The 26264-nt window shown below is 71.8% G+C and carries 21 protein-coding genes; 10 read left to right on the top strand and 11 right to left on the bottom strand.

All coding sequences use genetic code 11. The features are described 5' to 3' along the window. Window positions 1–14: 14 nt before the first annotated feature. The 7 genes from AB0E98_RS04015 to AB0E98_RS04045 all read right to left on the bottom strand — a co-directional run bounded on the left by AB0E98_RS04015 (window position 15) and on the right by AB0E98_RS04045 (window position 10218). Window positions 15–2012 carry an LpqB family beta-propeller domain-containing protein gene (locus tag AB0E98_RS04015; protein ID WP_361698341.1) on the bottom strand — a complete coding sequence of 666 codons (1998 nt, stop codon included), beginning with the start codon at window positions 2010–2012 and terminating at the stop codon, window positions 15–17. A gap of 73 nt (window positions 2013–2085) precedes the next feature. After that, window positions 2086–3471, bottom strand: a complete 1386-nt coding sequence (locus AB0E98_RS04020) for a M20/M25/M40 family metallo-hydrolase (protein WP_361698343.1) — start codon at window positions 3469–3471, stop codon at window positions 2086–2088. Continuing rightward, the gene (locus AB0E98_RS04025; RefSeq protein WP_361698345.1) at window positions 3471–3680 is read right to left on the bottom strand and encodes a hypothetical protein; all 210 of its coding nucleotides are present in this window, start codon (window positions 3678–3680) and stop codon (window positions 3471–3473) included. Before AB0E98_RS04025 ends, AB0E98_RS04020 begins: the two co-directional genes overlap by 1 nt. Before the next feature lie 111 nt (window positions 3681–3791). Beyond that, window positions 3792–4553, bottom strand: coding sequence for a class I SAM-dependent methyltransferase (locus AB0E98_RS04030; protein WP_361698347.1), 762 nt, complete (start codon window positions 4551–4553; stop codon window positions 3792–3794). Then, on the bottom strand, window positions 4550–6949 hold the full coding sequence (locus AB0E98_RS04035; protein WP_361698349.1) for a SpoIIE family protein phosphatase: 2400 nt from the start codon (window positions 6947–6949) through the stop codon (window positions 4550–4552). Before AB0E98_RS04035 ends, AB0E98_RS04030 begins: the two co-directional genes overlap by 4 nt. Before the next feature lie 204 nt (window positions 6950–7153). Then, window positions 7154–9493: an MFS transporter gene (locus AB0E98_RS04040; RefSeq protein ID WP_361699316.1), complete on the bottom strand. Its 2340-nt coding sequence runs from the start codon at window positions 9491–9493 to the stop codon at window positions 7154–7156. 266 nt (window positions 9494–9759) lie between these two features. Beyond that, window positions 9760–10218 (bottom strand): SRPBCC family protein, encoded by a 459-nt coding sequence (locus tag AB0E98_RS04045; protein WP_361698351.1) that lies wholly within the window; start codon window positions 10216–10218, stop codon window positions 9760–9762. A 131-nt stretch (window positions 10219–10349) separates the two neighbouring features. Between AB0E98_RS04045 and AB0E98_RS04050 the strand changes: the two genes are divergently transcribed. Continuing rightward, entirely contained in the window at window positions 10350–10883 is a 534-nt protein-coding gene (locus tag AB0E98_RS04050) for a GNAT family N-acetyltransferase (protein ID WP_361698353.1), read from the top strand. On the opposite strand, the gene AB0E98_RS04055 is transcribed toward AB0E98_RS04050, so the two are convergent. Then, on the bottom strand, window positions 10853–11491 hold the full coding sequence (locus AB0E98_RS04055) for a HEAT repeat domain-containing protein (RefSeq protein ID WP_361698355.1): 639 nt from the start codon (window positions 11489–11491) through the stop codon (window positions 10853–10855). The genes AB0E98_RS04050 and AB0E98_RS04055 overlap by 31 nt on opposite strands. A gap of 323 nt (window positions 11492–11814) precedes the next feature. Between AB0E98_RS04055 and AB0E98_RS04060 the strand changes: the two genes are divergently transcribed. From AB0E98_RS04060 to pssA, 9 genes are all read left to right on the top strand, one after another. Then, complete coding sequence (locus AB0E98_RS04060; RefSeq protein ID WP_361698357.1) at window positions 11815–13659, top strand: 3-hydroxybutyryl-CoA dehydrogenase; 1845 nt, start codon at window positions 11815–11817, stop codon at window positions 13657–13659. A gap of 124 nt (window positions 13660–13783) precedes the next feature. Beyond that, on the top strand, window positions 13784–14644 hold the full coding sequence (locus AB0E98_RS04065) for a TetR family transcriptional regulator (RefSeq protein WP_361698359.1): 861 nt from the start codon (window positions 13784–13786) through the stop codon (window positions 14642–14644). A gap of 372 nt (window positions 14645–15016) precedes the next feature. After that, a complete protein-coding gene (ccrA, locus tag AB0E98_RS04070; protein ID WP_361698361.1) occupies window positions 15017–16354 on the top strand; it encodes a crotonyl-CoA carboxylase/reductase in 1338 nt (445 codons plus the stop codon). A gap of 18 nt (window positions 16355–16372) precedes the next feature. Further along, window positions 16373–18385 carry a protein meaA gene (locus AB0E98_RS04075; protein WP_361698363.1) on the top strand — a complete coding sequence of 671 codons (2013 nt, stop codon included), beginning with the start codon at window positions 16373–16375 and terminating at the stop codon, window positions 18383–18385. Continuing rightward, window positions 18382–19359, top strand: a complete 978-nt coding sequence (locus AB0E98_RS04080) for a CoA ester lyase (RefSeq protein ID WP_311609231.1) — start codon at window positions 18382–18384, stop codon at window positions 19357–19359. The genes AB0E98_RS04075 and AB0E98_RS04080 overlap by 4 nt, the downstream gene beginning before the upstream one ends. Window positions 19360–19362: 3 nt before the next feature. Next, entirely contained in the window at window positions 19363–19875 is a 513-nt protein-coding gene (locus AB0E98_RS04085) for a MaoC family dehydratase (protein ID WP_361698365.1), read from the top strand. A 1-nt stretch (window position 19876) separates the two neighbouring features. Next, a complete protein-coding gene (locus AB0E98_RS04090) occupies window positions 19877–21094 on the top strand; it encodes an acyl-CoA dehydrogenase family protein (protein WP_361698367.1) in 1218 nt (405 codons plus the stop codon). 189 nt (window positions 21095–21283) lie between these two features. Further along, a complete protein-coding gene (locus AB0E98_RS04095; protein ID WP_311609211.1) occupies window positions 21284–21940 on the top strand; it encodes a phosphatidylserine decarboxylase in 657 nt (218 codons plus the stop codon). Beyond that, on the top strand, window positions 21927–22781 hold the full coding sequence (pssA, locus tag AB0E98_RS04100; RefSeq protein WP_311609209.1) for a CDP-diacylglycerol--serine O-phosphatidyltransferase: 855 nt from the start codon (window positions 21927–21929) through the stop codon (window positions 22779–22781). The genes AB0E98_RS04095 and pssA overlap by 14 nt, the downstream gene beginning before the upstream one ends. A gap of 77 nt (window positions 22782–22858) precedes the next feature. Here the strand turns inward: pssA and AB0E98_RS04105 are convergent, their stop codons facing one another. From AB0E98_RS04105 to AB0E98_RS04115, 3 genes are all read right to left on the bottom strand, one after another. After that, window positions 22859–23977, bottom strand: coding sequence for a glycerate kinase (locus AB0E98_RS04105; RefSeq protein ID WP_361698370.1), 1119 nt, complete (start codon window positions 23975–23977; stop codon window positions 22859–22861). 67 nt (window positions 23978–24044) lie between these two features. Beyond that, on the bottom strand, window positions 24045–25064 hold the full coding sequence (locus AB0E98_RS04110) for a Rieske 2Fe-2S domain-containing protein (RefSeq protein WP_361698372.1): 1020 nt from the start codon (window positions 25062–25064) through the stop codon (window positions 24045–24047). 47 nt (window positions 25065–25111) lie between these two features. Further along, entirely contained in the window at window positions 25112–26056 is a 945-nt protein-coding gene (locus tag AB0E98_RS04115; RefSeq protein WP_361698374.1) for a terpene synthase family protein, read from the bottom strand. Window positions 26057–26264: the final 208 nt, after the last annotated feature.

Raw genomic sequence — 26264 nt, forward strand, 5'->3', positions numbered from 1 at the left:
TCACCCCGGGGCCGTCACTTGACGAGCTCCAGGACGGGTATGCCCGGCACCTCCATCCCGAAGGTCTGGGCGTAGAGGGAGAGTTCCGCCTCCAGCGCGCGCACGATGTTGCGCTGCTCACGGAGGCCGTGGCCCTCCCCCTCGAACGCGAGGTACGCGTGCGGCACGCCCCGGCCCTCGACCGCCGCCAGGAACCGCTCGCCCTGCACGGGCGGGCAGACCGCGTCCTCCTTGCCCTGGATCAGCAGAAAGGCCGCGGTGAGCCGGTCGGCCCGGGATATCGGCGAGCGCTCCCGGTAGCGGTCGGGGACCTCGGCGAGCGGGCCGACCAGATACTCCGGATAGTGCGACTCCAGGTCATGGGTGCCACCCGCCGCCATGGCCGGCAGATCCAGCACCGGGAAGCAGACGGCCCCGCAGGCGTAGAGGTCCGTGGCCACCAGCGAGGCGGCCGTCGTCCAACCACCCGCGCTGCCGCCGCGTATCGCCAGCCGGGCCCGGTCGGCGCCGCCCTCCTCGGCCAGCGCCTCCGCGACTGCCGCGCAGTCCTCCACGTCCACCACGCCCCACTGCTCCTTGATCCGGTCGCGGTAGGCCCGCCCGTAGCCGGTGGACCCGCCGTAGTTGACCTGGACGACGCCTATGCCCCGCGAGGTGAAGTAGGCGATCTCCAGGTCGAGCACCAGCGGCGCCCGCCCGGTGGGCCCGCCGTGCGCCCACACCACATACGGCGGCGCCTGATCGGCGGGGGCCGTGTGGTCGGGGCTGTGCGGCGGATAGACATGGGCGTGGACGTCCCGCCCGTCCGGCCCGGTGAAGGTACGGATGAGGGGCTCCGGGTAGTAGGCCGGATCCACGACGTCCCGGTGCCGGGCGCCGATCGCGCGGGCCCTGCCCGTACGGATGTCGAGCTCCACCACCTCGTAGCCGCTGCGCGGACTGGCGGCGACCCCCACGACCCGCGAGCCGTCGGCCGCCAGGGTCGCGGCCCACTCCGTCCACGGCCCGGCGGCGTCCACCAGCTCCCCGGTCTCGGGGTCGAGGATCCCCAGACGCTGGGCGCCCCGGCCGTGGACGACGGCCACCAGCCCTCCGGCCAGCGGGACGAACCAGCTCAGCCCGGCCCGCCACAGCGCCCCCGCGAACTCCTCCTCGCGCGGGCAGAGATTGACGCCCTCCCCCGTCTCCGGATCCACCCGGTACGGATTCCACCACCCCGTACGGTCGGTCATCGCCAGCAGCGACCCGTCGTACGCCCACTCCACCTGGGCGACGGCCTCCGCCGCGCCGCCCAGCACGGTCCGCGCGCCCGTCAGCAGGGCGCCGCCCGCGGCCTCCGTGACCTCGGCGACCTTCAGCTCCGTGCCCTCCCAGGGCATCCGCGGATGGTCCCAGGCCAGCCACGCCGCCCGCCGGCCGTCCGGGGAGAGCCGGGGCCCGGTGACGAAACGACTGTCGTCACCGGTGAGCTCGCGCACCGCCGCGCGGTCCCCGGCGGCCGAGCCGTCCAGCGGCACGGCGGCTATCAGCCGCCGCAACCGGTCCGGCCCCTCCCCGGTGAACTCCTCCAGCACGCACCACGCTTCGCCGCGCTCCGGCAGCAGCACCGGATCCGCCCAGCGCAGCCCGCCGCCCACCGCCGACAGCGGGGTCAGCGGCCGGGGCTCCGCACCCGCCGGACCGTCCGGCTCCCACGCGTACAGCCGCTGGTCGGCGAAGTGGACGAAGACCACCAGCGGCCCCCCGGTCTCCCGGGGCACGGCCGCCCAGGGGCGGCCGCCGTACTCCATGACCCGGCTGCGGACGTTCCACGGCGCGGCCAGGGCCGAGCCCTCCTCACCGCCGGTGCGCCGGCGCACCAGGGTCGACCGGCCGCCCTCCGCCGGGCAGGAGGTCACCCACCACACTTCGTCACCGACCGTGCCCACGAACTCCGGCCGGCCGTCGTGCGCCGCGGCGAGCGCGGCGTCGATCGGGGACCGCCAGGCTCCGTAGGGCGCCGTGGACACCATGATTGCTACGCCTCCTCAAGAAAACCGCTCATCGGACCGTGCTCATCGAGCTGTGCTCATCAGGCTGTACTCATCAAGCTGTGCTCATCAAAAACTGGTCGAGTACCCGGACGCCGAAGTGCAGTGCCTCGACGGGCACCCGCTCGTCCACGCCGTGGAACATCGCCTGGTAGTCGAAGCCGGCCGGCAGCCGGACCGGGGAGAAGCCATAGCCGACGATGCCCAGCCGGGAGAACTGCTTGGCGTCCGTGCCGCCCGACATACAGAAGGGGACCACACGCCCCTCCGGGTCGAACGTCTCGATCGCCGCGCGCATCCTCTCGAACACCGGGGAGTCCACCGGCGCTTGCAGGGAGACCTCCCCGTGGTGGAGCTCCCACTCCACGTCCGGTCCGGTGAGCCGGTCCATGGTGGCGCGGAACTCCTCGTCGCCGCCCGGCACGGTCCGCCCGTCGACGAAGCCGATGGCGATCCCCGGGATGACGTTGATTTTGTAACCGGCGTCCAGCATGGTCGGGTTGGCGCTGTTGCGGACCGTCGCGGCCACCAGGGCGGCCGCCTTGCCGAGCTTGCCCAGCAGCTCGTCCAGGTCGAAGCCGGGGGCGTCCATGTCGACACTGATGCCGTGCACGGCCGCGATCTCCCGCAGCGCGGCCCGGACCGTCGGCGTGAGCCGCACCGGCCAGCGGTACTCCCCGATCCGGGTGATCGCCGCGGACAGATTGACGACGGCGTTCCGGCGGTTGATCTTCGAGCCGTGCCCGGCGGTGCCCCGCGCGGTCAGCTTCAGCCAGGCGGAGCCGCGCTCCCCCGCGCCCACCGGATACAGCCGCAGCCCCCCGTCCGCGTGGAAGGTGTACCCGCCGGACTCGCTGATCCCGGTCGTGCAGCCCTCGAAGAGCACGGCGTGCTCATCGGCGAGGAAGCCCGCGCCGGGCACGCCGCTGTCCTCCTCGTCGGCGGTGAAGGCCAGCACGATGTCCCGCGGCGGGCGCACCCCGGCCCGGGCCCAGGCGCGGACGACGGCCAGGACCATCGCGTCCATGTTCTTCATGTCTATGGCGCCCCGGCCCCACACCACCCCGTCCCGGATATCCCCCGAGAAGGGGTGCACGGTCCAGTCGGCGGGCTCCGCCGGGACCACGTCCAGATGGCCGTGGACCAGCAGGGCCTCCGCGCCCGGGTCGCGGCCGGGCACACGCGCGACCACATTGGTGCGGCCGGGATCCTTCTCCAGCAGCACCGGCTCGATGCCCACTTCGGCCAGCCGCTGGGCGACGTACTCGGCGGCCGGCCGCTCCCGGCAGTCGCCGCCGCCCCGGTTGGTGGTGTCGATACGGATGAGGTCCGAGGTGAAGCGGACCGCCTCGTCCAGCGCCCGCCCGTCGATTCTCGCGCCCGGCGGCCCGGCCCCCGGCCCCGGCTCCCCGTCGCCCCCGCGCGTCTCCTCAGCAGCCATTACCGCTCCTCCACCGCGACCGGCCCGACGGCCGTGACGCCCTGGAGCGGCGGATTGCCTCGTCCATGACGATCGTCACCGGCCACCGGCACTATCAGCACACCGTATGCGCCGCCGACCGGTGAATCCGGCAGGCCCTCGCCCGCCCGCGCCCCGTTCACCCGGACGCCGGTGGCCCCCGCCGTGCCCACCGAGATCAGGATCTTCATGCCTCGTCACGTTACGCGTCCGTGAACACCCCGGCCAGGCCTGTGGATAACTCCGCTCCCGCGTACCGGCACAGGCGGCCCAGGCTGCTCAGCCGTCTCCCCCGGCCGTGCTCAGCCGTCTCCCTCGGCCGGTGATCCAGCGCGGCTCACCACGAACCAGTGGGCCGGCAGCAGGATCCGCCTGCCGTCCGTGTGGAAGCCGGTCATGGCCAGCTCCGTCGCCCCCTCGGCGCGGATCGCGAGCCCCGCCCCGCGCAGCAGCCCGGCCACCTCGCCGCCGGACGCGGCGGCCGGCCGCAGGTCGTGCTCGAAGACGCGCCGGAACTTCTCCGCCGTGCCGCCGGTGCCACCGGAGCCGCCGGAGGCCCCGGCCGCCTCCTCGATGACGTCCTTGGCGGCCGGTTCGAGCTCCACCACGAAGGCCCGGCCCCGCGCGCCGACGAGCTCCGCGACCGCCGCCGCGACGGCCGGCCGGTCCTCGGAGTCGCTCTGGTGGATGACCGCCCGCAGATACACATGGCTGTCGCCCAGCCGCTCGTGGAGCGCCCGGACCGCCGCCGTGTCCACCAGGTCCAGCCGCTCGTACGCGGCGAGCCCCTCCGGGTCCGCGCGGCGGGCGTGCTCCACCGCCGCCCGGGACAGGTCGACGCCGATCGCGCGCGGAAAGTGCCCGGCCAGCCAGCGGGTCCGGGTGCCGTTGCCGCAGCCCAGGTCGACGACGGGCAGCGGGAGTTCCGCGGGGAGCGCGAGCAGCGCCGGATGCGCCTCGGCCGCGGTCTCCGGCTCGGAGTCCCAGATCGCCTCGCCCGGCACCCCGGAGGAGGCGCACCAGTAGCCCTCCCACGCGTTCAAGTAACGTTCCGTCACACTCATGGGCGCACCAGCGGCTGCTCGAACCACACCGTCTTCCCCCGTCCCGAGTGACTGGCGCCCCATTCGTGCGCCAGAGCACTCACTACCCGCAACCCGCGCCCGTATTCGTCCTCCTCTCCGATGCTCAGCAGGGCCGGGAGCGTGTGGTCGTCGTCCGTGACCTCGCACAGCAGCACGTCCGTCCGCACCAGGCGCAGCCCCACCCGGCAGGTGCGGGCGTGCCGGACGGCATTGCCGACGACCTCGCCGGCCAGGGTCTCCGCCGTCGCCACCGCCTCGTCCAGCCCCCAGGCGGCGAGCTGTTCACGCACCAGCCGCCGGGCGCGGGGCACCTCGTGGGGCTCGGGCGCCAGCTCCCACTCGGCCACGTGGGCGGGCGGGATGCCGTTGAGGCGGGCCATGAGCAGGGCCACGTCGTCGTCGCGGCCGCCATGGGTGTTGAGGGCGCGGATGATGGTGTCGCAGGCGTCGTCCATGGACGCGGCGGGATGGGCGGCGGACTCGCACAGCGCGGCCAGGCCCGCGCCGATGTCCTGGCCGCGCACCTCCACCAGACCGTCGGTGCACAGCACCAGCCGGTCCCCGGGGGCCACCCGGACCGTCGCCGTCTCGAAGGGCACCCCGCCCACGCCGATGGGCGCTCCGGTGGGCAGTTCCAGCAGCCGGCTGCGCCCGTCCTCGGCCCGGACGAGCACCGGCGGGATGTGCCCTGCGTTGCCTATGGTCAGCTCGGAGCGGATGGGGTCGTAGACCGCGTACAGACAGGTGGCCAGATAGTGCTCGCCGAGCCGCTGGGCGAGGTCGTCGAGGCGGCGCAGCAGCTGCCCGGGCGGCAGGTCGAGGGCCGCCATGGTCTGCACGGCGGTGCGCAGCTGGCCCATCATGGCGGCGGAGTGGAGGCCGTGGCCCATGACGTCGCCGACGACGAGGGCGGTGCGGGAGCCGGGGAGCTTGATGCTGTCGAACCAGTCGCCGCCGACCCGGCCCAGGCGGGTGCCGGGCAGATAGCGGGTGGCGGTGTCGCAGCCCGGCATGCGCGGGGTGAGCTGCGGCAGCATGCTGTCCTGGAGGGTGTCGGCGACGTTCTCCTGGTGGGTGTACATCCGGGCGTTGTCGAGGACGAGCCCGGCACGGGCGGCGAGTTCGGCGCCGGTGGTGCGGTCCATGTCGTCGAAGGGCGAGCGGTCGGCGCGGCGCAGGAGCACCATGAAGCCGAGGACGACGTTCCGGGCCTTGAGGGGCACCACGAGCAGGGAGCGCTCGTTGATGAGGGGCCGCAGGTCCCGCTTCTCGAACTGGGCGGAGATCCGGTCGCCGAGCTCCTCGCCGATCCGGGGGATCAGCACGGGCTCGCCGGTGACCATGCACCGGAAGAACGGGGTGTGCTCGGGGAAGGCGATGGCCTCGCCGACGGGCACGGTGTCGTCCCAGCGGCCCGGCTCGTCGTTGTGCTCGACCCAGACGCGGTGCCAGACGGTGGTGACGTCGGGCGGCCCGTCGGGGAAGCCCTCGCCCGCGAGGACGGCGGCGCGCAGGTGCGTCCCGGCGAAGTCCGTGAAGCGCGGTACGGCCGCGCTGGTGACCTCGCGGATGGTGCGCTCCAGGTCCAGGGAAGTACCGATGCTGCCGCTGACCTCGTTGAGGAACTCCAACCGCTCGCGCACGGCGGCGTGTTCGAGGTCGGGTAAGGAAACGGCGTCCAGACCGGCTGAACCGGCGGCGGGCGCGTCGGCCGTGGCTCTGCCGGGCTCCCCCGCCGTGGCCGCCCGCGCCGCCCGGGCGTGTCCGGACCGGCGCTCGGCGCGCCGGGGCACGCCCCAGTCCGGGGTGACGGGCACCTGGTGGAGCCGGTTGAACTCCAGGACGGGATAGCCCAGTTCCAGTACCTGGGAGACGATGCGTCCGCTCGTCGCGGGCCCCATGGCGGGCAGGATGTCGGGGAGGCGCCGGGCGAGCTCACCGGCGTCGGGGAAGGCGGTGTGCGGGGCGAATCCTGGCGCGGTCAGTTCACGGCCGGCGCGGCCATCCCGCGTACGATCCGGGCCCGCCCCGCCCGGCTCGTCCTCGGCCGCGAGCACGAGGAGCCGTGCGGTGCCGCAGTCGATCAGGGGGTAGGCCCACCAGAGCACGTCGATCCGGCCGCGCCCGGGGACGTCGCAGCGGGCCCGGCCGGAGCTGGGGTGGCCGGGCAGCCCGGAGAACGCGCCGCATATGGGCATGAGGTCCCCGGCGGGGCGGCTCAGGGCCTCCTCCTTGCCGTGCCCGAACAACCGGCTCGCTCCCGAGCTCCAGTGGGTCACCAGCCCCGCGGCGCCGACCACGGCCACGGCGAGCGGGATCCGCCCGGGAACGGGCCGTCGCCACGCGGGGGCGGACTCCGGCGTGCCAGGCTCCATGGGCGGTTGCTCCTTCGTACACGTACGCCAGATCTTCGCCACCGTCCTCCACGGTAGGCCCCGGGAGGACCGGGTGGGCGGTATTCGGTGAAGAGGTCGTGCGCCGGGGCGTGTTCACCCCCGCCGGGGGTGCGCCTTCCCCTGAACCGGTGTGCTCAATCCGTCGTTTCCGGTGCCTGTACGGTCCGGCGCGGCCCGGTGCCGTCAGTCGGCGTGCCCCAGCTGGAGGTCCCGTTCGGTGCGGCCGCCGCCCGCGACCTGGAGGACGGTGGCGACGGGCGGGTAGCCGGCGGCGACGACCGTGTACTCGCCCGCGGAGAGGTCCACGAAGCGGAAGGTGCCGTCGGCGCCGGTGATGGCGGAGTCCACGACGTTGCCCGCGGCGTCCAGCAGGGTGACGCGGGCGTCCTCGACGGGCCGGCCGCCGCTGGCCCGTACGGTGCCGCGCAGGACGGCGCCGCCCGCGAGTTCGATGTCCTGGCGGGTCTCCCGGGCGGACTGGACGCTCACGGGCAGGGCGGCGGGCCGGAAGGCGGGGGCGCTGCACGCGAGGGTGTACTCGCCGGCGACGAGTTCGTCGATGACGTAGCCGCCGTCGGGTCCGGTCCGGGTGGAGGCGACGACCTCGCCGTGGACATTGGTCAGGGTGACGAGCGCCTCGCGCACCGGGGTGCCGTCGGCGGTGGAGACGGTGCCGGCCAGCCGTCCGGCGCCGCCGAGGACGACGTCGAGCTCGACGGGCCGCTCCCCGACCGTCACGGTGACGGCCTGCGGCTGGTGGCCGCCGGCGGCGGCGATCAGTACGTAGCTGCCGGTGCCGGGCGTGCTCAGCGCGTACCGGCCGTCCTCCCCGCTGGCGCCGCGGCCGATCTGGCGGCCCTGGATGTCGATGAGGGTGAGCGCGGCGCGCGGCACGGTGGTGCCGTCGTGGTGCTGGACGGCGCCGGTCACCGGGATGCCCGCGACGAAGTGCGGGGGCTCGGCCGGGGGGAGGACGGTGCGCGCGGAGGGGATGGCGGCTTCGGCTGCGTTGTGGGACACCAGTGGTTTCTCTTTCAGCAGGAAGGCGAGCAAAAAGCCCACGATGAGCACCGGTACGAGGTAGAGGAAGATCCACGGCATGGCGTCGGCGTAGGCCCGGATGTAGCCGTCGCGCAGCGGGGCGGGCAGGGCGTGCACCAGCTGGGGGGTGAGGGCGTCCGGGGCCGGGAGCCCGGTGCGGGGCGGCAGTTCGGCGGCGAGCGCGTGCTCCAGGCGGCGGGCGAAGAGGGTGCCGAAGACGGCCGCGCCGACCGAGCCGCCGATCTGCCGGAAGTAGTTGTGGGCGCCCGTGGCGGTGCCGAGGTCGGCGGGGTGCGTGGAGTTCTGCACGGCCAGGACGAGGACGGGGAGGGCGAGGCCGATGCCGACGCCGAGGATGGCCATCCAGAGGCTGTAGACCAGCCGGCCGGTCTGGACGTCCAGGTGGGAGAGCAGGTACATGCCCTCGGCGGAGAGCGCGCCGCCGAGGATGGGCAGGAGCTTGTAGTGGCCCGTTCGGCTGATGAGGTGGCCGGCGACGAGCGAGGCGACGACGATGCCGCCCATCATGGGCAGCATCAGCAGCCCGGACTCGGTGGCCCCCACGCCGTCGACCATCTGGAGAAACGTGGGCAGATAACCGGCCGCGCCGAAGAGGGCCACCCCGGTTACCGCGCCGACGAGCGCGGTGACGGTGAAGACGGAGTCCCGGAAGAGGTGCGGAGGGATGATGGGTTCGGCGGCGAAGTGCTCGACCATGACGAAGAGCAGGGCGGTGCCGAGCGCGCCGGCGGCCAGGCCGAGGACGGTCCGGGAGGACCAGGCGTAGGTGGTGCCGCCCCAGGTGGTGAGCAGCACGACGCAGGTCGAGCAGGCCGTCAGCAGCAGCGCCCCCAGGACGTCGAAACGGGCCCGGCGCACGGGCCGGGGCAGCCGGAGGGCGCCGGCGACGACGGCGAGGGTGATCAGCCCGAAGGGGACGTTGACGTAGAAGCACCAGCGCCAGGAGGCCCGGTCGGTGAAGAAGCCGCCGAGCAGGGGGCCGGCGACCGAGGCGAGTCCGTAGGCGGCGCTGATGACGCCCATGTAGCGGCCGCGTTCCCGGGGCGGGACGAGGTCGGCGACGACGGCCTGGACGCCGATCACCAGCCCGCCGGCGCCCACGCCCTGGATCGCGCGGAAGGCGATGAGCTGGTCCATGGTGTGCGACCAGCCGGCGAGGGCGGAGCCGGTCACGAAGAGGGCGATCGCGAAGAGGAAGACGGTCTTGCGGCCCAGGAGATCGCCCAGCTTGCCGTGGAGCGGAAGGGCGATCGTGGAGGTCAGCAGATAGGCCGTGACCGCCCAGGACATCCGGTCGAGGCCGTGGAGCTCTCCGGCGATCCTCGGCAGGGCGGTGGCGACGACGGTCTGGTCCAGCGCCGCGAGCAGCAGCGTGAGCATCAGGCCGGCGAAGACGAGCCGCACCCGGGCCCGCCCGGCCCCGGGGAGCGGATCGGCCGGGGCCGGTGGCGAGGGGGGCAGGGTGAGCGTCCTGTCGCTCTTCTCCAAGGTGGCCTCGAAGGTGGACCCGCCCACGTAACTACTCCCGTCGTCGCGCCTGCGTTGCCGCCCATTTCTCGCATTACGCGACAACGGCCAGCAAGCGCGACGATTTGTCGGGGAGCGCCCGGCACGGCACTTTCTGCCGGTCGGAGGCGGTTTGGGCACAGCGTGGCCGGGCCGGGAAAACCACTCGAACCGGTGAGCCCGGACCGGTCCGGTCCGGGCGGTCCCGTTCGGCCCGCGCGTCAAGCCGCGCTGGGCCCGCCCTCCACCTCGGCGGCGAGACGGGCGAGCACGGCGTCGTAGATACGGCCGAGGCCCTTGGGGGCGAAGGCGCGCTCGAAGAAGCCGCCGATGCCGCCGGCGCCCTGCCAGGTGGTGGTGACGACGACCTTGGAGCTGCCCTCGCCGGCGGGGGTGACGGTCCAGGTGGTGACCATGGAGGAGTTGCGGTCCTTCTCCACGAGCTGTCCGTCGGTGGGCTCGTCGACCTCCAGGAGGCAGTCGCGCACCCGCTTGCTGGTGGCCTGGAGCTTCCAGTGCACGAGCGTGCCCTTGCCGTCGCCGCCCTCGCGCACCTCGTATTCGCTGAAGTGCTCGGGCAGCAGCTTGGCGCGCGTGCCGCTGTAGTCGGCGAGGGCGTCGAACACGTCCTCCGCGCCTGCCGCGATGATCCGCTCCGTCGTGGCCTCGACCTGACCCATGGCTAGTCCTCCGGGACGTTGAAAGAAGTGCTGTCTTGCCGCTTACCGCGGGTGCGCGCAAAGCCAATCACCTCGGCGCGACCACCCAAAATCCGGGGCCGTCCGACGGCGGCCCGCACTAACCTCCGCACATGGTGACCATACGGACGATGACCGTCGCCGACACGGACGCGGTGGCGGAGATCCGGGTGAGCGGCTGGCGGACGGCGTACGCGGGGATCGTCCCGCGGGCGTATCTGGACGCGATGGACCCGGTGGCGAACGCGGCGGCGCACCGCGAGCGGCCGACCTCGGGGAGCGAACCGGCGGTGAACGCGGTGGCCGAGACGGCGGGAGCCGTCGTCGGCTGGGTCTGCTTCGGGTATTGCCGCGACGCCGGCCAGCCGCCCGGCTCGGGCGAGTTGTACGCGCTCTACATCCGCCCCGGCCTGATCGGCACCGGCATCGGCCGGGCACTGTGGACCGCTGCGCTGGCGGGACTGCGGGAGCTCGCGGGGCGCGAGGGCACGCGCATGGTGCTGTGGGTCGCGAAGGACAACGCGCGCGCCCGTCGTTTCTACGAGCGCGCCGGCTGCCGGCCCGACGGCGCCGAACGGTCGGACGACTACGCCGGGACGGCCGTGCCGGAGGTCCGCTACGTACTGGACCCGGTCCGGGCCCCCTGAGCCCCGCCGCCGCGCCCGGTCAGCCGGGACAGGGCGGCGACGGCGGCCGGGCGCAGCCGTTCGTGTTCGCGGGCGGTGACGAGCGTGGCCTCGGCCCGGCGGTCGCCGAGGGTGCCCAGGCCCTCGACGCAGGCGCGGGCGATCGGCCAGCAGTGGTCGCGGGCCGCCAGCAGCCGCTCCAGGGTGGTGAGCAGCGCGGGTACGGACTCGGGGGCGCGCAGTTCGGTGAGCAGCCGGACGGGGTGGAGGGCGTAGGCGGTGCGCAGGGGGTTGGTGACGAGGGCGGCGGCGGCGCGGGCGGTGCGGGGGTCGCGCAGCCGGGCGAGGGCGTGGGCGGCGGTGGCGCAGCGCACGGGCTCGCGGTAGTTGAGGAGGAGGACGAGCGTCTCGAAGGCGCGGCGGTCGCCCTTGACGCCGAGGGCGAAGGCGGCGATCTCCCGGGCCCACAGGGGGCGTTCGGGGGCCACCAGGACCTCGGCGAGTTCGTCGCGCGCGGCGTCGTCGTCCGCCTTCACGAGCGCGAGCAGCCGTTCGTAGGCCGTGAATTCGGCCGGGGAGACCAGTTCGGCCCGGACCCTGCGCAGCAGCGCGCGGAGCTCTTCGTCCATGTCCCGCTCTCCTCCCCGAGTGGCCTGGGCCACATCGTAAGTCGCGCGTGCGACCCCTGGCGCTCTTGGTTACCCGTGAGTTAATCTCCCGGCAAGAGCAGTACCCCCCGCTCTGGCGCCTGGTGACGCAGCCGCCACAGCGTTGACGTCGGTTCGGTTTTCCCGAGTACGGCGCGGCCCGGGGACAGGGCCCGCCGGTCTTACCACTGCCTTCCGCGGACCTCCCTTCGTCCGTTCGTGGAAGCCCGGGCCGCCGCCCCGTGCGCGGCCGCCGACCGCCGTCCGCTCCCCTCGCGCAGGGGAACACCCTCTGGAGTCTCGCGATGGACCGTACGTCCACCTCTGAGCCGTCCTCCCTCAGCCCGAAACTCAGCCCGAACCTCAGCCCGAAGTCTCTCAGGACCGTCGCCGTGATCGGGCTCGGCACGATGGGTACCGGCATCGCCGAAGTGCTCACGCTGGCCGGCCGCGAGGTCGTCGGCGTCGACGTCAGTGACGCGGCCGCCCTGCGGGCCGGCGCGGCGCTGGAGGCCGCCACCGCCCGTGCCGTGGAGCGCGGCCGGATCACCGAGGCCGAGCGCCGGGCCGCGCTCGGCCGCTTCCGGACCGCCACCGACCCGGCCGCGGCCGCCGACGCCGATCTGGTGATCGAGGTCGTGCCGGAGGACTACGACCTCAAGCACGAGGTGTTCACCGCCCTCGACGCGGTCGTGCGCCCCACCACGATCCTGGCGACCGGCACCAACGCCCTGTCGGTGACCCGGCTGGCCGCCGACTCGGCGCGCCCGGAGCGGGTCCTGGGCCTCCACTTCTTCAACCCGGCGCCGGCGATGCGGCTGGTGGAGATCGTCTCCTCGGTGCTCACCGACCCCACCGCCGTGACCGCCGTCACGGATCTGGCCCATGAGCTGGGCAAGGAGCCGGTCGCGGTGGGCGACCGGCCCGGATTCGTCGCCGACGGGCTGCTGTTCGGCTATCTCAACCAGGCCGCCGCGATGTACGAGGCGCGCTACGCCACCCGCGAGGACATCGACGCGGCGATGCGGCTGGGCTGCGGGCTGCCGATGGGGCCGCTCGCGCTGCTGGACCTGATCGGCGTGGACACGGCCCGTACGGTCCTGGAGGCGATGTACGCCGCCTCGCAGGACCGGCTGCACGCGCCCGCGCCGGTCCTGGGGCAGCTGGCGGCGGCCGGGCTGACCGGCCGCAAGGCGGGGCGCGGCTTCTACACCTACGAGGCCCCGGGCTCCTCGGCCGTCGTGCCGGACGCGCTCACCCCCGCCCCGCCCGCCGCCCGGGCCGGCGGGGGGCGCGCGGTGGACCGCGTCGGTGTGGTGGGCTCGGGGACGATGGCGAGCGGCATCGCCGAGGTCTTCGCCAAGGCGGGCCTGCCGGTGGTGCTGGTGGCGCGGACGCCCGAGAAGGCGGAGGCGGCCAAGGCCCGGATCGCGAAGTCGCTGGCGCGCGCGGTGACGAAGGGGCGGATGACGGCCGGGGAGCGGGACGCCGCGCTCGCGGCCGTGACCCCGGCGGGCTCGCTGGACGCGCTGGCCGAGGTGGACCTGGCCGTGGAGGCGGTGGCGGAGGACCTGGACGTCAAGCGGGAGCTGTTCGGCGCGCTGGACAAGGTCGTGAAGCCGGGCGCGGTGCTGGCCACCACCACCTCCTCGCTGCCGGTCGTCGCCTGTGCCCGTGCCACCTCGCGTCCGCAGGACGTCATCGGGATGCACTTCTTCAACCCGGCGCCGGCGATGAAGCTGGTCGAGGTGGTGCGGACGGTGCTGACCGCCGACGACGTCCACGCCACGGTCCGCGCGGTGTGCGCCCGGGTCCGCAAGCACCCGGTGGACTGCGGGGACCGGGCCGGCTTCATCGTCAACGCCCTGCTGTTCCCGTATCTGAACAACGCGGTCAAGATGGTCCAGGAGCACTACGCCTCGCTGGACGAGATCGACGCGGCGATGCGGCTCGGCGGCGGCTATCCGATGGGTCCGTTCGAACTCCTCGACGTCGTGGGCCTGGACGTCTCCCTGGCCATCGAGAAGGTGCTGCACCGCGAGTTCCGGGATCCGGGGCTGGCGCCGGCGCCGCTGCTGGAGCACCTGGTGGCGGCGGGCTGCCTGGGTCGCAAGACCGGTCGCGGCTTCCGCGAGTACGCGAAGGCCTGACCGGCCGGTGCCCGGTGAGGGGGCGGGGTGGGGCGGACTGCTCGAACCCTGGGGGCACCTCCCGGCGGTAGCCGGGGGAGGTCCGTCCCGCCACACCCATACGGACGCGTGTTACGTTCCCCACATGTCCCAGCCCGCCAAGTCCGCCCGCGTACCGCGCGGGGCCACCATCGAGTCAGGAGGAGCCCCGGGCCCGAAGGCCGCCAAGGGCCACCGAGAGACCGGCGCCGGGAGCCCCGGCGCCCGCCGCGCCGCCGCCCAGCGGCTCACCATGCGCCGCAAACTGGCCGCGGCGGCGATGGAGTTGTTCGCGTCCAAGGGCTACGAGGGGACGACCGTCGACGAGATCGCGGCCACGGCCGGGGTGGCCCGGCGCACGTTCTTCCGCCATTTCCGCTCCAAGGAAGAGGCGATCTTCCCCGACCACGACGACACGCTCGTCCGTGCCGCCGGCGTGCTGGACGCCGCACCACCGCACGAGAACCCGCTGGACACCGTCTGCCGGGGGATCAAGGAGGTGATGCGGATGTACGCGGCCTCCCCCGCCGTCTCCGTCGAGCGCTACCGGCTGACCCGTGAGGTACCCGCGCTGCGCGAGCGCGAGATCGCCTCGGTGGCCCGCTACGAGCGGCTGTTCACCCGCTATCTGCTGGGCCACTTCGACGAGGCGGCGCACCACGCCGGGGACGACGACCCGCTGCTGGCGGAGGTCGCCGCCTCGGCGGTGGTCACCGCGCACAACCACGTACTGCGCCGCTGGCTGCGCGGGGGCGCCCAGGGCGATCTGGAGGTCCAGCTCGACCACGCCTTCGCCATCGTGCGGGAGACGTTCGGCACGGGCATCGGCGCCGGCCGGGCCGCCCAGGAGGAGACCCCGGCCGCCTCGGCGCGGACCGAGGGCGAGGTGCTGGTGACGGTGGCCCGGACGGACGCGCCGCTGGACGAGGTCATGCGCGCGATCGAGAAGGCACTCAAGAAGACATAGGAAAAATCCCGACAACTCACCACAATGGCCACCCCTTTGGGGTGGCCATTGTTGCTCATCCGTGCCCTCCGGATGACATCTGAGAGAAATTGTTGGCACGCAGTGTCTTGTCGAGTGGCACGCGGTGCCATACGTTGTCGGTGTCCGGGCGGCCGGCGCGAAGACCACCGTCGTGTGCCGGCTGTCCCCGCAGACCCTGTCGGGCTGCGCGCCCGGACGCCTGCGTCACCAGGCATCGCTTTTCTCCGCGCCACCCGCGCGGGAGCACCACCCGCCGGACCGACGGCACCGCCCCCTCGCTCCACCCGCAGTGCTCCACCCCCGACGTTCCCTCAAGCCCGTTCCCACGACGTGCTTCGCCGGAGGCAAACCGTGAACCAGATCCTGGACGCGATCCTCGCGCCCGACAGCCGCGCCGAGGACTTCGCCGCGCTCCCCCTGCCCGAGTCGTACCGCGCGATGACCGTGCACAAGGACGAGGCGGACATGTTCGCCGGGCTCCCCACCCGGGAGAAGGACCCCCGCAAGTCGCTCCACCTCGATACGGTCCCCGTTCCCGAACTCGGGCCCGGCGAGGCCCTGGTGGCCGTCATGGCCAGCTCCGTGAACTACAACTCGGTGTGGACCTCGATCTTCGAGCCCGTGTCCACCTTCGCCTTCCTGGAGCGCTACGGAAAGCTCTCCCCCCTCGGCAAGCGGCACGACCTGCCGTACCACGTCATCGGCTCCGACCTCGCCGGCGTCGTGCTGCGCACCGGGCCCGGCGTCAACGCCTGGCGGCCCGGCGACGAGGTCGTCGCCCACTGCCTCTCCGTGGAGCTGGAGTCCGCCGACGGGCACAACGACACCATGCTCGACCCGGAACAGCGCATCTGGGGCTTCGAGACCAACTTCGGCGGGCTGGCCGAGATCGCCCTGGTGAAGTCCAACCAGCTGATGCCCAAGCCGGACCACCTGAGCTGGGAGGAGGCGGCGGCCCCCGGGCTGGTCAACTCCACGGCCTACCGTCAGCTGGTCTCCCGCAACGGCGCCGGGATGAAGCAGGGCGACAACGTCCTGATCTGGGGCGCGAGCGGCGGACTCGGCTCGTACGCCACCCAGTTCGCGCTCGCCGGCGGCGCCAACCCCATCTGTGTCGTCTCCAGCGAGCAGAAGGCCGAGATCTGCCGGCGGATGGGCGCCGAGGCGGTCATCGACCGCAGCGCCGAGGGCTACCGCTTCTGGAAGGACGAGCACGAGCAGGACCCGCGCGAGTGGAAGCGGTTCGGCAAGCGCATCCGCGAACTCACCGGCGGCGAGGACGTGGACATCGTCTTCGAGCACCCCGGCCGGGAGACCTTCGGCGCGTCGGTCTACGTCACGCGCAAGGGCGGCACCATCGTCACCTGCGCCTCCACCTCCGGCTTCAACCACCAGTACGACAACCGCTACCTGTGGATGTCGCTGAAGCGGATCGTCGGCTCGCACTTCGCCAACTACCGCGAGGCGTGGGAGGCCAACCGCCTGATCGCCAAGGGGAAGATCCACCCCACCCTGTCCAAGACCTACACCCTGGCCGAGACCGGCCAGGCGGCGTACGACGTCCACCGCAACCTCCACCAGGGCAAGGTCGGCGTGCTGTGCCTCGCCCCGGAGGAGGGCATGGGCGTGCGCGACCACGAGCTGCGCGAGCGGCACCTGGACGCGATCAACCTCTTCCGTAACGTCTAGAAGAGACGGCTGCGTTATATGACCGATCGTCTGAAGGATCGTCCGTGGCTGATGCGGACGTACGCCGGGCACTCCACGGCCGAGGCGTCCAACGAGCTCTACCGGCGCAACCTCGCCAAGGGCCAGACCGGCCTCTCGGTCGCGTTCGACCTCCCGACGCAGACCGGCTACAACCCCGACCACGTCCTCGCCCGCGGCGAGGTGGGGCGGGTCGGGGTCCCCATCGCCCACCTCGGCGACATGCGGCGGCTGCTGAAGGACATCCCGCTGGAGCGGATGAACACCTCCATGACCATCAACGCCACCGCCATGTGGCTGCTGGCCCTGTACCAGGTGGTCGCGGAGGAGCAGGGTGCCGACATCGCCGAGCTCCAGGGGACGACGCAGAACGACATCGTCAAGGAGTACCTCTCGCGCGGGACGCACGTCTTCCCGCCCGGGCCCTCCCTGCGGCTCACCACCGACATGATCGCCTATACGGTGGGCCGCATCCCCAAGTGGAACCCGATCAACATATGCAGCTACCACCTCCAGGAGGCGGGGGCCACCCCGGTCCAGGAGATCGCCTACGCGATGTCCACGGCCATCGCCGTCCTGGACGCGGTCCGGGACTCCGGCCAGGTGCCGGCCGAGCGCTTCGGCGACGTCGTCGCCCGCATCTCCTTCTTCGTCAACGCGGGCGTCCGCTTCGTCGAGGAGATGTGCAAGATGCGGGCCTTCGGCCGCATCTGGGACCGCGTCACCCGGGAGCGCTACGGCATCGAGAACCCCAAGCAGCGCCGCTTCCGCTACGGCGTCCAGGTCAACTCCCTGGGGCTGACCGAGGCCCAGCCGGAGAACAACGTCCAGCGCATCGTGCTGGAGATGCTCGCCGTCACCCTCTCCAAGGACGCCCGCGCCCGCGCCGTGCAGCTGCCCGCCTGGAACGAGGCGCTGGGCCTGCCCCGCCCCTGGGACCAGCAGTGGTCGCTGCGCATCCAGCAGGTCCTCGCCCACGAGAGCGATCTGCTGGAGTACGAGGACATCTTCGCCGGCTCGCATGTGATCGAGGCCAAGGTCGACGGGCTCGTCACCGAGTGCCTGGCCGAGATCGAGCGGATCCAGGCGATGGGCGGGGCGATGGCCGCCGTGGAGTCCGGCTACCTCAAGGCGCGGCTGGTCTCCTCGCACGCCGAGCGGCGGGCCCGGATCGAGTCCGGCGAGGAGAAGATCGTCGGGGTCAACTGCTACGAGGCGACCGAGCCCAGCCCCCTCACCGCCGATCTCGACACCGCCATCATGACCGTCGACCCGGCCAACGAGGCCCGTGTGGTCGCCGCCCTCCACACCTGGCGCGACGACCGCGACGAGGTCCGCGCCCAGGAGGCCCTCTCGGCGCTGAAGAAGGCCGCGGCCGGCTCGGAGAACCTGATGGCCGCCACCCTGGAGTGCGTCCGGGCGGGCGCCACCACCGGCGAGTGGTCCTGGGCCCTGCGGGACGTCTTCGGCGAGTTCCGCGCCCCGACGGGCGTCGGCGGCGCCCCGCTGGCCGTGGCCGCCGAGGCGGGCAGCCCGCTCGCGGCCGTCCGCGAGAAGGCCGCCCGCACGGCCGGCGAACTGGGCACCGGCAAGCTGCGGCTGCTGGTCGGCAAGCCCGGCCTGGACGGCCACTCCAACGGCGCCGAGCAGATCGCCGTACGGGCCCGCGACGCGGGCTTCGAGGTGGTCTACCAGGGCATCCGGCTCACCCCGGAACAGATCGTCTCGGCGGCCGTCGCCGAGGACGTCCACTGCGTGGGCCTGTCGATCCTCTCTGGCTCGCACACCGAGCTCGTCCCCGACGTGCTGGCCCGGCTGCGCGACGCGGGGTCGGACGACATACCCGTGATCGTCGGTGGCATCATCCCGTCCGCGGACGCCACCGCCCTCAAGGCGGCCGGTGTCGCGGCCGTCTTCACCCCCAAGGACTTCGGCATCACGGAGATCATCGGCCGTATCGTCGACGAGATCCGCAAAGCGAACAGCCTCGACCCACTGGAGGTCACCGCATGACCGGCACCACCCCCGCCCCCGGCAACCGTCTCCGCCCGCGCCGCTCCTGCCTCGCCGTCCCCGGCAGCAACCCGCGCTTCCTGGAGAAGGCCCAGGGCCTCCCCGTCGACCAGGTCTTCCTGGACCTGGAGGACGCCTGCGCCCCGCTGGCCAAGGAGGGCGCCCGGCACACGGTCGTCGACGCGCTGAACAAGGGCGACTGGACGGGCAAGACCCGGGTCGTGCGGGTCAACGACTGGACCACCCACTGGACGTACCGCGACGTGATCACGGTCGTCGAGGGGGCGGGGCCCAACCTGGACTGCATCATGCTGCCCAAGGTGCAGGACGCCCAGCAGATCGTGGCCCTGGACCTGCTGCTCACCCAGATCGAGAAGACCATGGGCTTCGAGACCGGGCGCATCGGCATCGAGGCGCAGATCGAGAACGCCAAGGGCCTGGTGAACGTGGACGCGATCGCGGCCGCCTCGCCCCGCCTGGAGACGATCGTCTTCGGGCCGGCGGACTTCATGGCGTCCATCAACATGAAGTCGCTCGTGGTCGGCGAGCAGCCGCCCGGCTACCCGGCGGACGCCTACCACTACATCCTGATGCGCATCCTGATGGCGGCCCGTGCCAACGACCTCCAGGCGATCGACGGCCCCTACCTCCAGATCAAGAACGTGGACGGCTTCCGCGAGGTCGCCGGCCGCGCGGCCGCCCTGGGCTTCGACGGCAAGTGGGTGCTCCACCCCGGCCAGGTGGACGCCGCCAACGAGGTCTTCTCCCCCTCCCAGGAGGACTACGACCACGCCGAGCTGATCCTGGACGCCTACGACTGGTGCACGTCCGAGGCGGGCGGCAAGAAGGGCTCGGCGATGCTCGGCGACGAGATGATCGACGAGGCGAGCCGGAAGATGGCGCTCGTCGTCGCCGGCAAGGGCCGCGCCGCCGGGATGGTCCGCACCTCGGTGTTCGAGATCCCGGAGGCATGAGCGATGCAGTTCGGCCGCACCTATGAGGAATTCACGGTCGGTGACGTCTACAAGCACTGGCCCGGGAAAACGGTCACGGAATACGACGACCACCTCTTCTGCCTGCTGACCATGAACCACCACCCGCTGCACCTGGACGCCCATTACGCCGGGGAGACCACGGACTTCGGGAAGAACGTGGTGGTGGGCAATTACGTCTACTCCCTGCTGCTGGGCATGTCGGTACCCGACGTCTCGGGCAAGGCGATCGCCAATCTGGAGATCGAGTCGCTCCGGCACATCGCGCCGACCTTCCACGGCGACACCCTCTACGGCGAGACCAGGGTGCTGGACAAGACCCCGTCGAGGTCGAAGAGCGACCGCGGGATCGTCCATGTCGAGACGATCGGCTACAAGCAGGACGGCACCGTGGTCTGCGTCTTCCGGCGCAAGGTGATGGTGCCCACCGCCGAGTACACCGACAAGCGCGGCGGGGAGCAGCCCGGCCGCCCCGAGCCGATCATCCGGGAGAAGTGAGATGGGCCGTCTGGCGCGCACCGAAGGGCTGACGGACGTCCAGCGGGAGATTCTCGCCACGGTCCGGGAATTCGTCGACAAGGAGATCATTCCGGTCGCGACCGAGCTGGAGCACCGCGACGAGTACCCCACCCGCATCGTGGAGGGCCTCAAGGAACTCGGGCTTTTCGGGCTGATGATCCCGGAGGAGTACGGGGGGCTGGGTGAGTCCCTTCTCACATATGCCCTGTGCGTCGAGGAGATCGCCCGGGGCTGGATGAGTGTGTCGGGGATCATCAATACGCATTTCATCGTCGCCTACATGCTCAAGCAGCACGGCACCCAGGAACAGAAGGACCACTTCCTGCCGCGTATGGCGACGGGCGAGGTGCGGGGCGCGTTCTCGATGTCGGAGCCGGGCCTGGGCTCGGATGTGTCGGCGATCACGTCCAAGGCGGTGCGCGACGGCGACGACTACGTCCTGACCGGCCAGAAGATGTGGCTGACCAACGGCGGCTCGTCGACGCTGGTGGCCGTGCTGGTCCGGACGGACGAGGGGCATCCCGAGGGGACGGCCCCGCACAGGTCGATGACCACCTTCCTGATCGAGAAGGAGCCCGGCTTCGGTCAGGTCAAGCCGGGGCTGACCATCCCCGGCAAGATCGAGAAGATGGGCTACAAGGGGGTCGACACCACCGAGCTGATCATGGACGGGCTGCGCCTCCCGGCGGACCGGGTGCTGGGCGGCGCCACCGGCCGCGGCTTCTACCAGATGATGGACGGCGTCGAGGTCGGCCGGGTCAATGTGGCGGCCCGTGGCTGCGGCGTCGCACAGCGTGCGTTCGAACTGGGTGTCTCCTACGCACAGCAACGTCACACCTTTGGAAAACCCATCGCACAGCATCAGGCAATTCAGTTCAAGCTTGCCGAAATGGGGACAAAGGTCGAAGCGGCCCATGCGATGATGGTCAATGCGGCCCGGAAGAAGGATTCGGGGCAGCGCAACGACCTCGAGGCCGGCATGGCGAAGTATCTGGCCTCGGAGTACTGCAAGGAGGTCGTCGAGGACGCGTTCCGCATCCACGGCGGCTACGGCTTCTCCAAGGAGTACGAGATCGAGCGGCTCTACCGCGAGGCCCCGATGCTCCTGATAGGCGAAGGCACGGCCGAGATCCAGAAAATGATCATCGGGCGCCGGCTGCTGGAGGAGTACCGGATTCAGGGCCGAGACGGGGGTTGACCGGGGATTAAGTCCCATTTACGGTGAGATGGCGGTGATGGTGCAGAGAAGAAGATCACACCCTGTAGTCGCGGTTCGGCCATCGACTGGCCTTGGCGCTTAGCCAGTTGCCGCCCGCAACCGATAGCATCCCCGGAAAGCCGCCGTCCCCCGATCGTTATGCGGCACCCTCCGCTACGAAGGTCACCCATGCCCCACAGCTCTTCCTCTGCACCTCGCGACAGCCTCCGCGGTGTTCGCCTCGCGCGCGGAGCATCGCCGTGGCTCCTGCCGACCGTCGCCACGGCGGCCGTCAGCCTCACCAAGGCCCGCCGCTCCGGACGCTGGGCTGCGCTGGCCGTACCCACCACCGCTCTCGCGGCCGGCATGCTGTGGTTCTTCCGCGACCCCGATCGTGAGATCGGCCAGGGCCGGGTGATCTCCCCGGCCGACGGCGTGGTGCAGAGCATCATGCCCTGGAAGGACGGACGAACCCGCGTCGCGATCTTCATGAGCCCGCTCAACGTCCACGTCAACCGCGCGCCGCTGGCCGGCACGGTGACGTCGGTCGAGCACATCCCGGGTGGATTCGTGCCGGCCTTCAACAAGGAGAGCGAGAACAACGAGCGTGTCGTCTGGCACTTCGACACGGAGCTCGGTGACATCGAGATGGTCCAGATCGCCGGTGCCGTCGCCCGCCGCATCGTCCCCTACGTGGGGGCCGACACCAAGGTGGAGCAAGGCGATCGGATCGGCCTGATCCGCTTCGGTTCGCGAGTCGACATCTACCTCCCCGAGGGCGTCGAGATCGCGGTCGAGGTCGGCCAGGCCACCACGGCAGGGGTGACACGTCTTGACCGTGATTGATCCGGACACACAGGCCGCCTGGGTTCCCGAGGCGGAGACCGAGGACACGGACCCCATGCCGCTGTCCACCCGGCTGTCGATAGCGGACACCCTCACCCTGGGCAACGCGATCTGCGGCTTCATGGCGGTCTACTTCACCACCACCGGCGTCCTCATCCCCCACCTCACGGGGAACGAGGACGGCGGAATGGCCCGCCACAGCGCGGCCACGGCCGTGATACTGATGCTGCTGGCGTCCGTCTTCGACCTCTTCGACGGGCTCGTGGCGCGCAAGCTGCGCAGCTCGGCGATGGGCGCGGAGCTGGACAACCTGTCCGACCTGATCAGCTTCGGCCTGGCGCCCGCGTACTTCGTGGTCGTCTGGGGCATGGTCGCCGACGACGCCCACCAGCGCGTCTCGGCGGTCGCCGCGATCGTGGTGCTGCTCGCCGTCGTCCTGCGCCTGGCGCGCTTCTCCTGTGTGCCGATGCGGGACGGCATCTTCCAGGGCATGCCGAGCCCCTTCGGGGCGCTCACGGTGGTCTCGATCGTGCTGCTGGAGCTGCCCTTCGTCCCGACGCTGCTCGCGATCATGGGCGTGGCGTGGCTGATGGTCAGCCGGGTCGAGTACCCCAAGCCGCGCGGGCCGCTGGCGGTGGCCATGCTCAGCTGGATCGTGCTCAGCATGGGCCTGCTGGCCGCGTGGGCGTTCGACGCGCCCGGCGGCGAGCTCCTCCTCCAGACGGGCTGCGCGCTCCAGGTGGTCCTGGGCGCGGTGATCCCGCTCTTCGCGACGGCGCGCAGGGTGAACACCTTCCGCGACAACCGGCGCGAGGCGCGGGAGGCGGCGCAGCCGCAGTAGTAGTACCTCCCTGATGTACGTCGAGGGGCCCCGAGCTTTCGGCTCGGGGCCCCTCGACGTACATCAGGGAGGTGGTGTCACAGGCAGTCGCGCGCGATACGGACCGCGAGGCGCTCCAGCAAGGGCCCGGCATGGGCCACGCACCGCTCCAGGTCGGGCTCCAGGTCGGTGAGGGCATACGCCCGCCGGATTCCCACGCCGGCGAGGGCGGCGGCATCCAGGCCGAGCCGCCCGCAGACGGCCACCACAGGCGTCCCGGCCGCCGCCCGCGCCACCCCCACCGGCGCCTTGCCGTGCAGCGTCTGCTCGTCGAGCGAGCCCTCCCCCGTGATGACGAGGTCCGCTTCCGCCACCGCCGCGCGGAACCCCAGCACGTCGAGCATCACCTCGATGCCGGGCCGGAAGGCCGCCCCCAGCCCGGCCAGGGCGCCGTAGCCGAGGCCGCCGGCCGCCCCGGCGCCGGGGGCGTCCGCGAGGCGGCCGCCGTCCAGCAGCCGCGCGTAGCGGGCGAGGCCCGCGTCCAGCGCGGCGACGTCCGCCGCGCCCGCCCCCTTCTGGGGCCCGTACACCGCCGCCGCCCCGCGCGGGCCCGTGAGCGGGTTGTCGACGTCGCTCGCCAGCACGATCCGGGTCCCGGCCAGGCGGGGGTCCAGCCCGGACAGGTCGACGCGGTCGAGGGCGGCGAGGGCGCCGCCCCCGGGGCCGAGGGGACGCCCGGCCGCGTCCAGGAAGCGCGCCCCGAGCGCGGCGAGCATGCCCGCCCCGCCGTCGGTGGTGGCACTCCCGCCGACCCCGAGCACGATGTCGCGCGCCCCCGCGTCGAGCACGGCCCGCAGCAGCTCGCCCGTGCCGTACGTGGTCGCGGTGAGCGGCGCGAGGCGTCCGGGCGGCAGCAGCCGCAGCCCGGACGCCTCGGCCATCTCGACCACCGCCGTGCCGCCGTCACCGCTCAGCGCGTACGCGGCCCCGACCGGCCGCCCCACGGGCCCGGTCACCGTCGCCTCACGGCGCCCGAAGCCGGCCGACAGGGCTGCGGCGACGGTCCCGTCACCGCCGTCCGCGACCGGCAGCGCCACGGGCACCACCCCCGGCACCACCCGCCGCAGCCCGGCGGCCACGTGCCGGGCCACCTCCACGGCGGTCAGCGATCCCTTGAACTTGTCCGTGGCGATCAGTACGCGTGTCGGTTCCGCCACCGTGCCGTCCTCGCTTCCCCGGCCCGGAGGCCGTACGGGTCGTCGCGCCGCGGCGACCCTACCGGGGTCAGGAGCCGGCGGGAATCTCCTGGGGGTAGAACTGGCGCGCCCAGTGCCGGAAGGAGCCGATGGGGCCGTCGGCGTCGTTCAGCTTGGGATGGCGCACATACTTCTTGTGGTGCCAGATGGGCAGGTCGACTTCCACGTCGTGCACGGTCCACCAGTTCATGCCGACGCTCAGGGCCCGCTCGAGAGAGCGGTGGAGCGGCGCGGGCAGGTAGGGGACCGGATCGGTCGCGACGTACGCCGCCGACCAGAAGCGCATGCGCGCCGGTGCGATCGGAGTGGCCAGCACCCACGCCGCCGCGCGCATCTTCAGGCGCGCGAACTCGAAGGTGACGAGCGCGCCGCCCACACCCATGAGCCGGCACGTGGCCTCCTGCTGCATGGGGTAGCGCAGGAGATCACGGCCGAAGCGGAACGTCAGGGAGTAGAAAGGGCCCTCGCTCTTGGGCTCGGACACCACGTCGACGTAATGAAGACCGTGGAGTTGGCGCAGGTGACCGTAATCGACAAGGTTCTCCAGTACATCCTGCGGCTGGCCCGCCAAGTCTATGGTCCGGAACGTGCAGGGGGTCGAGTAGTCAGGGAAGTCAGGGAGTTCCCAGGTCGGCGACGTACCGTCCGGGGAATACCAGAGCCATACGATTCCCTGCTTCTCGCACGACGGCAGGAGTCCGAGGGACAATTTCGGCGGCGTCCCGTAGGGAGTACGTGCGCATTTCCCGTCCGCCGTGAAGGCGAACCGGTGGAACGGGCATACAAGGTGTTCGCCCTCGACAGTGCTTCCGGCCCCCAGGTGAGCGCCGAGGTGCGGGCAGTACGGGTGGGTCGCCCGCAGTGCGCCGGAACGGGTCCGGAACACCACCACATCGGCTCCCATGAAGCGGCAGGTACGGACGTCCCCCGGCCGCCATTCCTTGGAGAATCCCACGCAGAACCACCCCGTGGGATACGGGAGGGATTCCAGATGATTCTCGTTCGCCGCGATCGCCGAGAAATTGGACTTGTAGTTGCGCACACGCATGACCCATCTCCATCCACTCGAGGTCGGCGGTTGTCGGCACTGACGGTTCAGGGGGTGAGAAAACCGGAGGTGCGCCGGTAGCGGAGAGTGGTCTCCTGCCAGCGGAAATATCCGGAGATGCTTTCCTCCAGCATCCGCACGCCGCCCAGCACAGGCTCCTTGGCCCGGGAGTGCGGGTCCTCCGGCAGGTCCACCAGCTCCCGCAGGCGTTCCGCGACTCTCCCGAAGTCCCGCAGTCGCTGCTCGACCATGTGTCCCGCCTGGTCCGCGGCGTCCTGCAACGACAGGCCCCGGGTCTCACGCAGCACGAGGACCAGATTGTGGGGATTTCGGTAGTGCAGATCCTTACGGACGGTGAAGGTGTCGTTGGACCACAGCCACAGTTCGCTGGCGAAAGCGCGCAGTTCACCGTAGAGGCCGTGCCGCAACATGTCGGGGACGTCCACTCCCTGGAGCCCTTCGATCATGTCGATGGAAGAGCGCGTCGCCCCGCACACCCGGCGCAGCCGCAAATACGCGTCCAGGTCGGGGACGGCTTCGGCGGCCCGGTTCCGCGTCTCGGCGGCCATGGCTCGCAGGTACATCCGGAATGACACCGGGAAGCGACGTCGCACGTTGTCGGGGGCGCAGGCGTGGAAGTCGCGCCAGAGATCCGCCAGCGCCCGGGCCAGCGGGAAGGTGAGGGTGTCGTCGAGGCGTCCGGGGTCGTCCGGGACGGCGCGCTCGACCTGGGCGAGGGCGTCGGCGAACGCGGCCGGGTCGCGGCCGAGTGGGCCGTCGTCGAAGGTGTCGTCCCAGAGGAACAGCCAAATGATCCATTTCGCCAGGATGACCGCTCCCTCGCGGTCCGAGCGCGGGCACCAGAGCACGGAGAACATGCCGCACTGCATGTCGGTCAGGCGCTGGACAGCCGCCGGCGTGCGGTCCAGACCATACTCGTGTGCCCAGTGGACGGCGGTTTTTTCCGCGTACTCGTGATGAGGGTTGAGCACGACGGGAAATGTGATGTCGTATTGGGGAATCTGATATTCCTTCAGGGCCAGTTGATCGCTCTCAAACGATTCGGAAAATAGTAGGGACTTGCCCACGCGTCTCCCCTTCCGACCAGAATCCGAACTCCGTTGACCGGCTTGGCGCATGATTCTTTGCTGCCCTCACCGTGCGCCTCACAAACGACGGGCGGTCACGTCCGAGCGCGCA

It is taken from the genome of Streptomyces sp. NPDC037389 (assembly GCF_040636475.1).
GTDB classification, from domain to species: domain Bacteria; phylum Actinomycetota; class Actinomycetes; order Streptomycetales; family Streptomycetaceae; genus Streptomyces; species Streptomyces hesseae.

Excerpts from the sequence above, each read along its gene's own strand:
- AB0E98_RS04080 (WP_311609231.1), top strand. The coding sequence starts at position 18,382 with ATGACCGGCACCACCCCCGCCCCCGGCAACCGTCTCCGCCCGCGCCGC.
- AB0E98_RS04050 (WP_361698353.1), top strand. The coding sequence starts at position 10,350 with ATGGTGACCATACGGACGATGACCGTCGCCGACACGGACGCGGTGGCG.
- AB0E98_RS04025 (WP_361698345.1), bottom strand. The coding sequence starts at position 3,680 with ATGAAGATCCTGATCTCGGTGGGCACGGCGGGGGCCACCGGCGTCCGG.
- AB0E98_RS04020 (WP_361698343.1), bottom strand. The coding sequence starts at position 3,471 with ATGGCTGCTGAGGAGACGCGCGGGGGCGACGGGGAGCCGGGGCCGGGG.
- AB0E98_RS04045 (WP_361698351.1), bottom strand. The coding sequence starts at position 10,218 with ATGGGTCAGGTCGAGGCCACGACGGAGCGGATCATCGCGGCAGGCGCG.
- AB0E98_RS04060 (WP_361698357.1), top strand. The coding sequence starts at position 11,815 with ATGGACCGTACGTCCACCTCTGAGCCGTCCTCCCTCAGCCCGAAACTC.
- AB0E98_RS04015 (WP_361698341.1), bottom strand. The coding sequence starts at position 2,012 with ATGGTGTCCACGGCGCCCTACGGAGCCTGGCGGTCCCCGATCGACGCC.
- AB0E98_RS04090 (WP_361698367.1), top strand. The coding sequence starts at position 19,877 with ATGGGCCGTCTGGCGCGCACCGAAGGGCTGACGGACGTCCAGCGGGAG.
- AB0E98_RS04030 (WP_361698347.1), bottom strand. The coding sequence starts at position 4,553 with ATGAGTGTGACGGAACGTTACTTGAACGCGTGGGAGGGCTACTGGTGC.
- AB0E98_RS04095 (WP_311609211.1), top strand. The coding sequence starts at position 21,284 with ATGCCCCACAGCTCTTCCTCTGCACCTCGCGACAGCCTCCGCGGTGTT.
- AB0E98_RS04085 (WP_361698365.1), top strand. The coding sequence starts at position 19,363 with ATGCAGTTCGGCCGCACCTATGAGGAATTCACGGTCGGTGACGTCTAC.
- AB0E98_RS04110 (WP_361698372.1), bottom strand. The coding sequence starts at position 25,064 with ATGCGTGTGCGCAACTACAAGTCCAATTTCTCGGCGATCGCGGCGAAC.
- AB0E98_RS04035 (WP_361698349.1), bottom strand. The coding sequence starts at position 6,949 with ATGGAGCCTGGCACGCCGGAGTCCGCCCCCGCGTGGCGACGGCCCGTT.
- AB0E98_RS04065 (WP_361698359.1), top strand. The coding sequence starts at position 13,784 with ATGTCCCAGCCCGCCAAGTCCGCCCGCGTACCGCGCGGGGCCACCATC.
- AB0E98_RS04055 (WP_361698355.1), bottom strand. The coding sequence starts at position 11,491 with ATGGACGAAGAGCTCCGCGCGCTGCTGCGCAGGGTCCGGGCCGAACTG.
- AB0E98_RS04075 (WP_361698363.1), top strand. The coding sequence starts at position 16,373 with ATGACCGATCGTCTGAAGGATCGTCCGTGGCTGATGCGGACGTACGCC.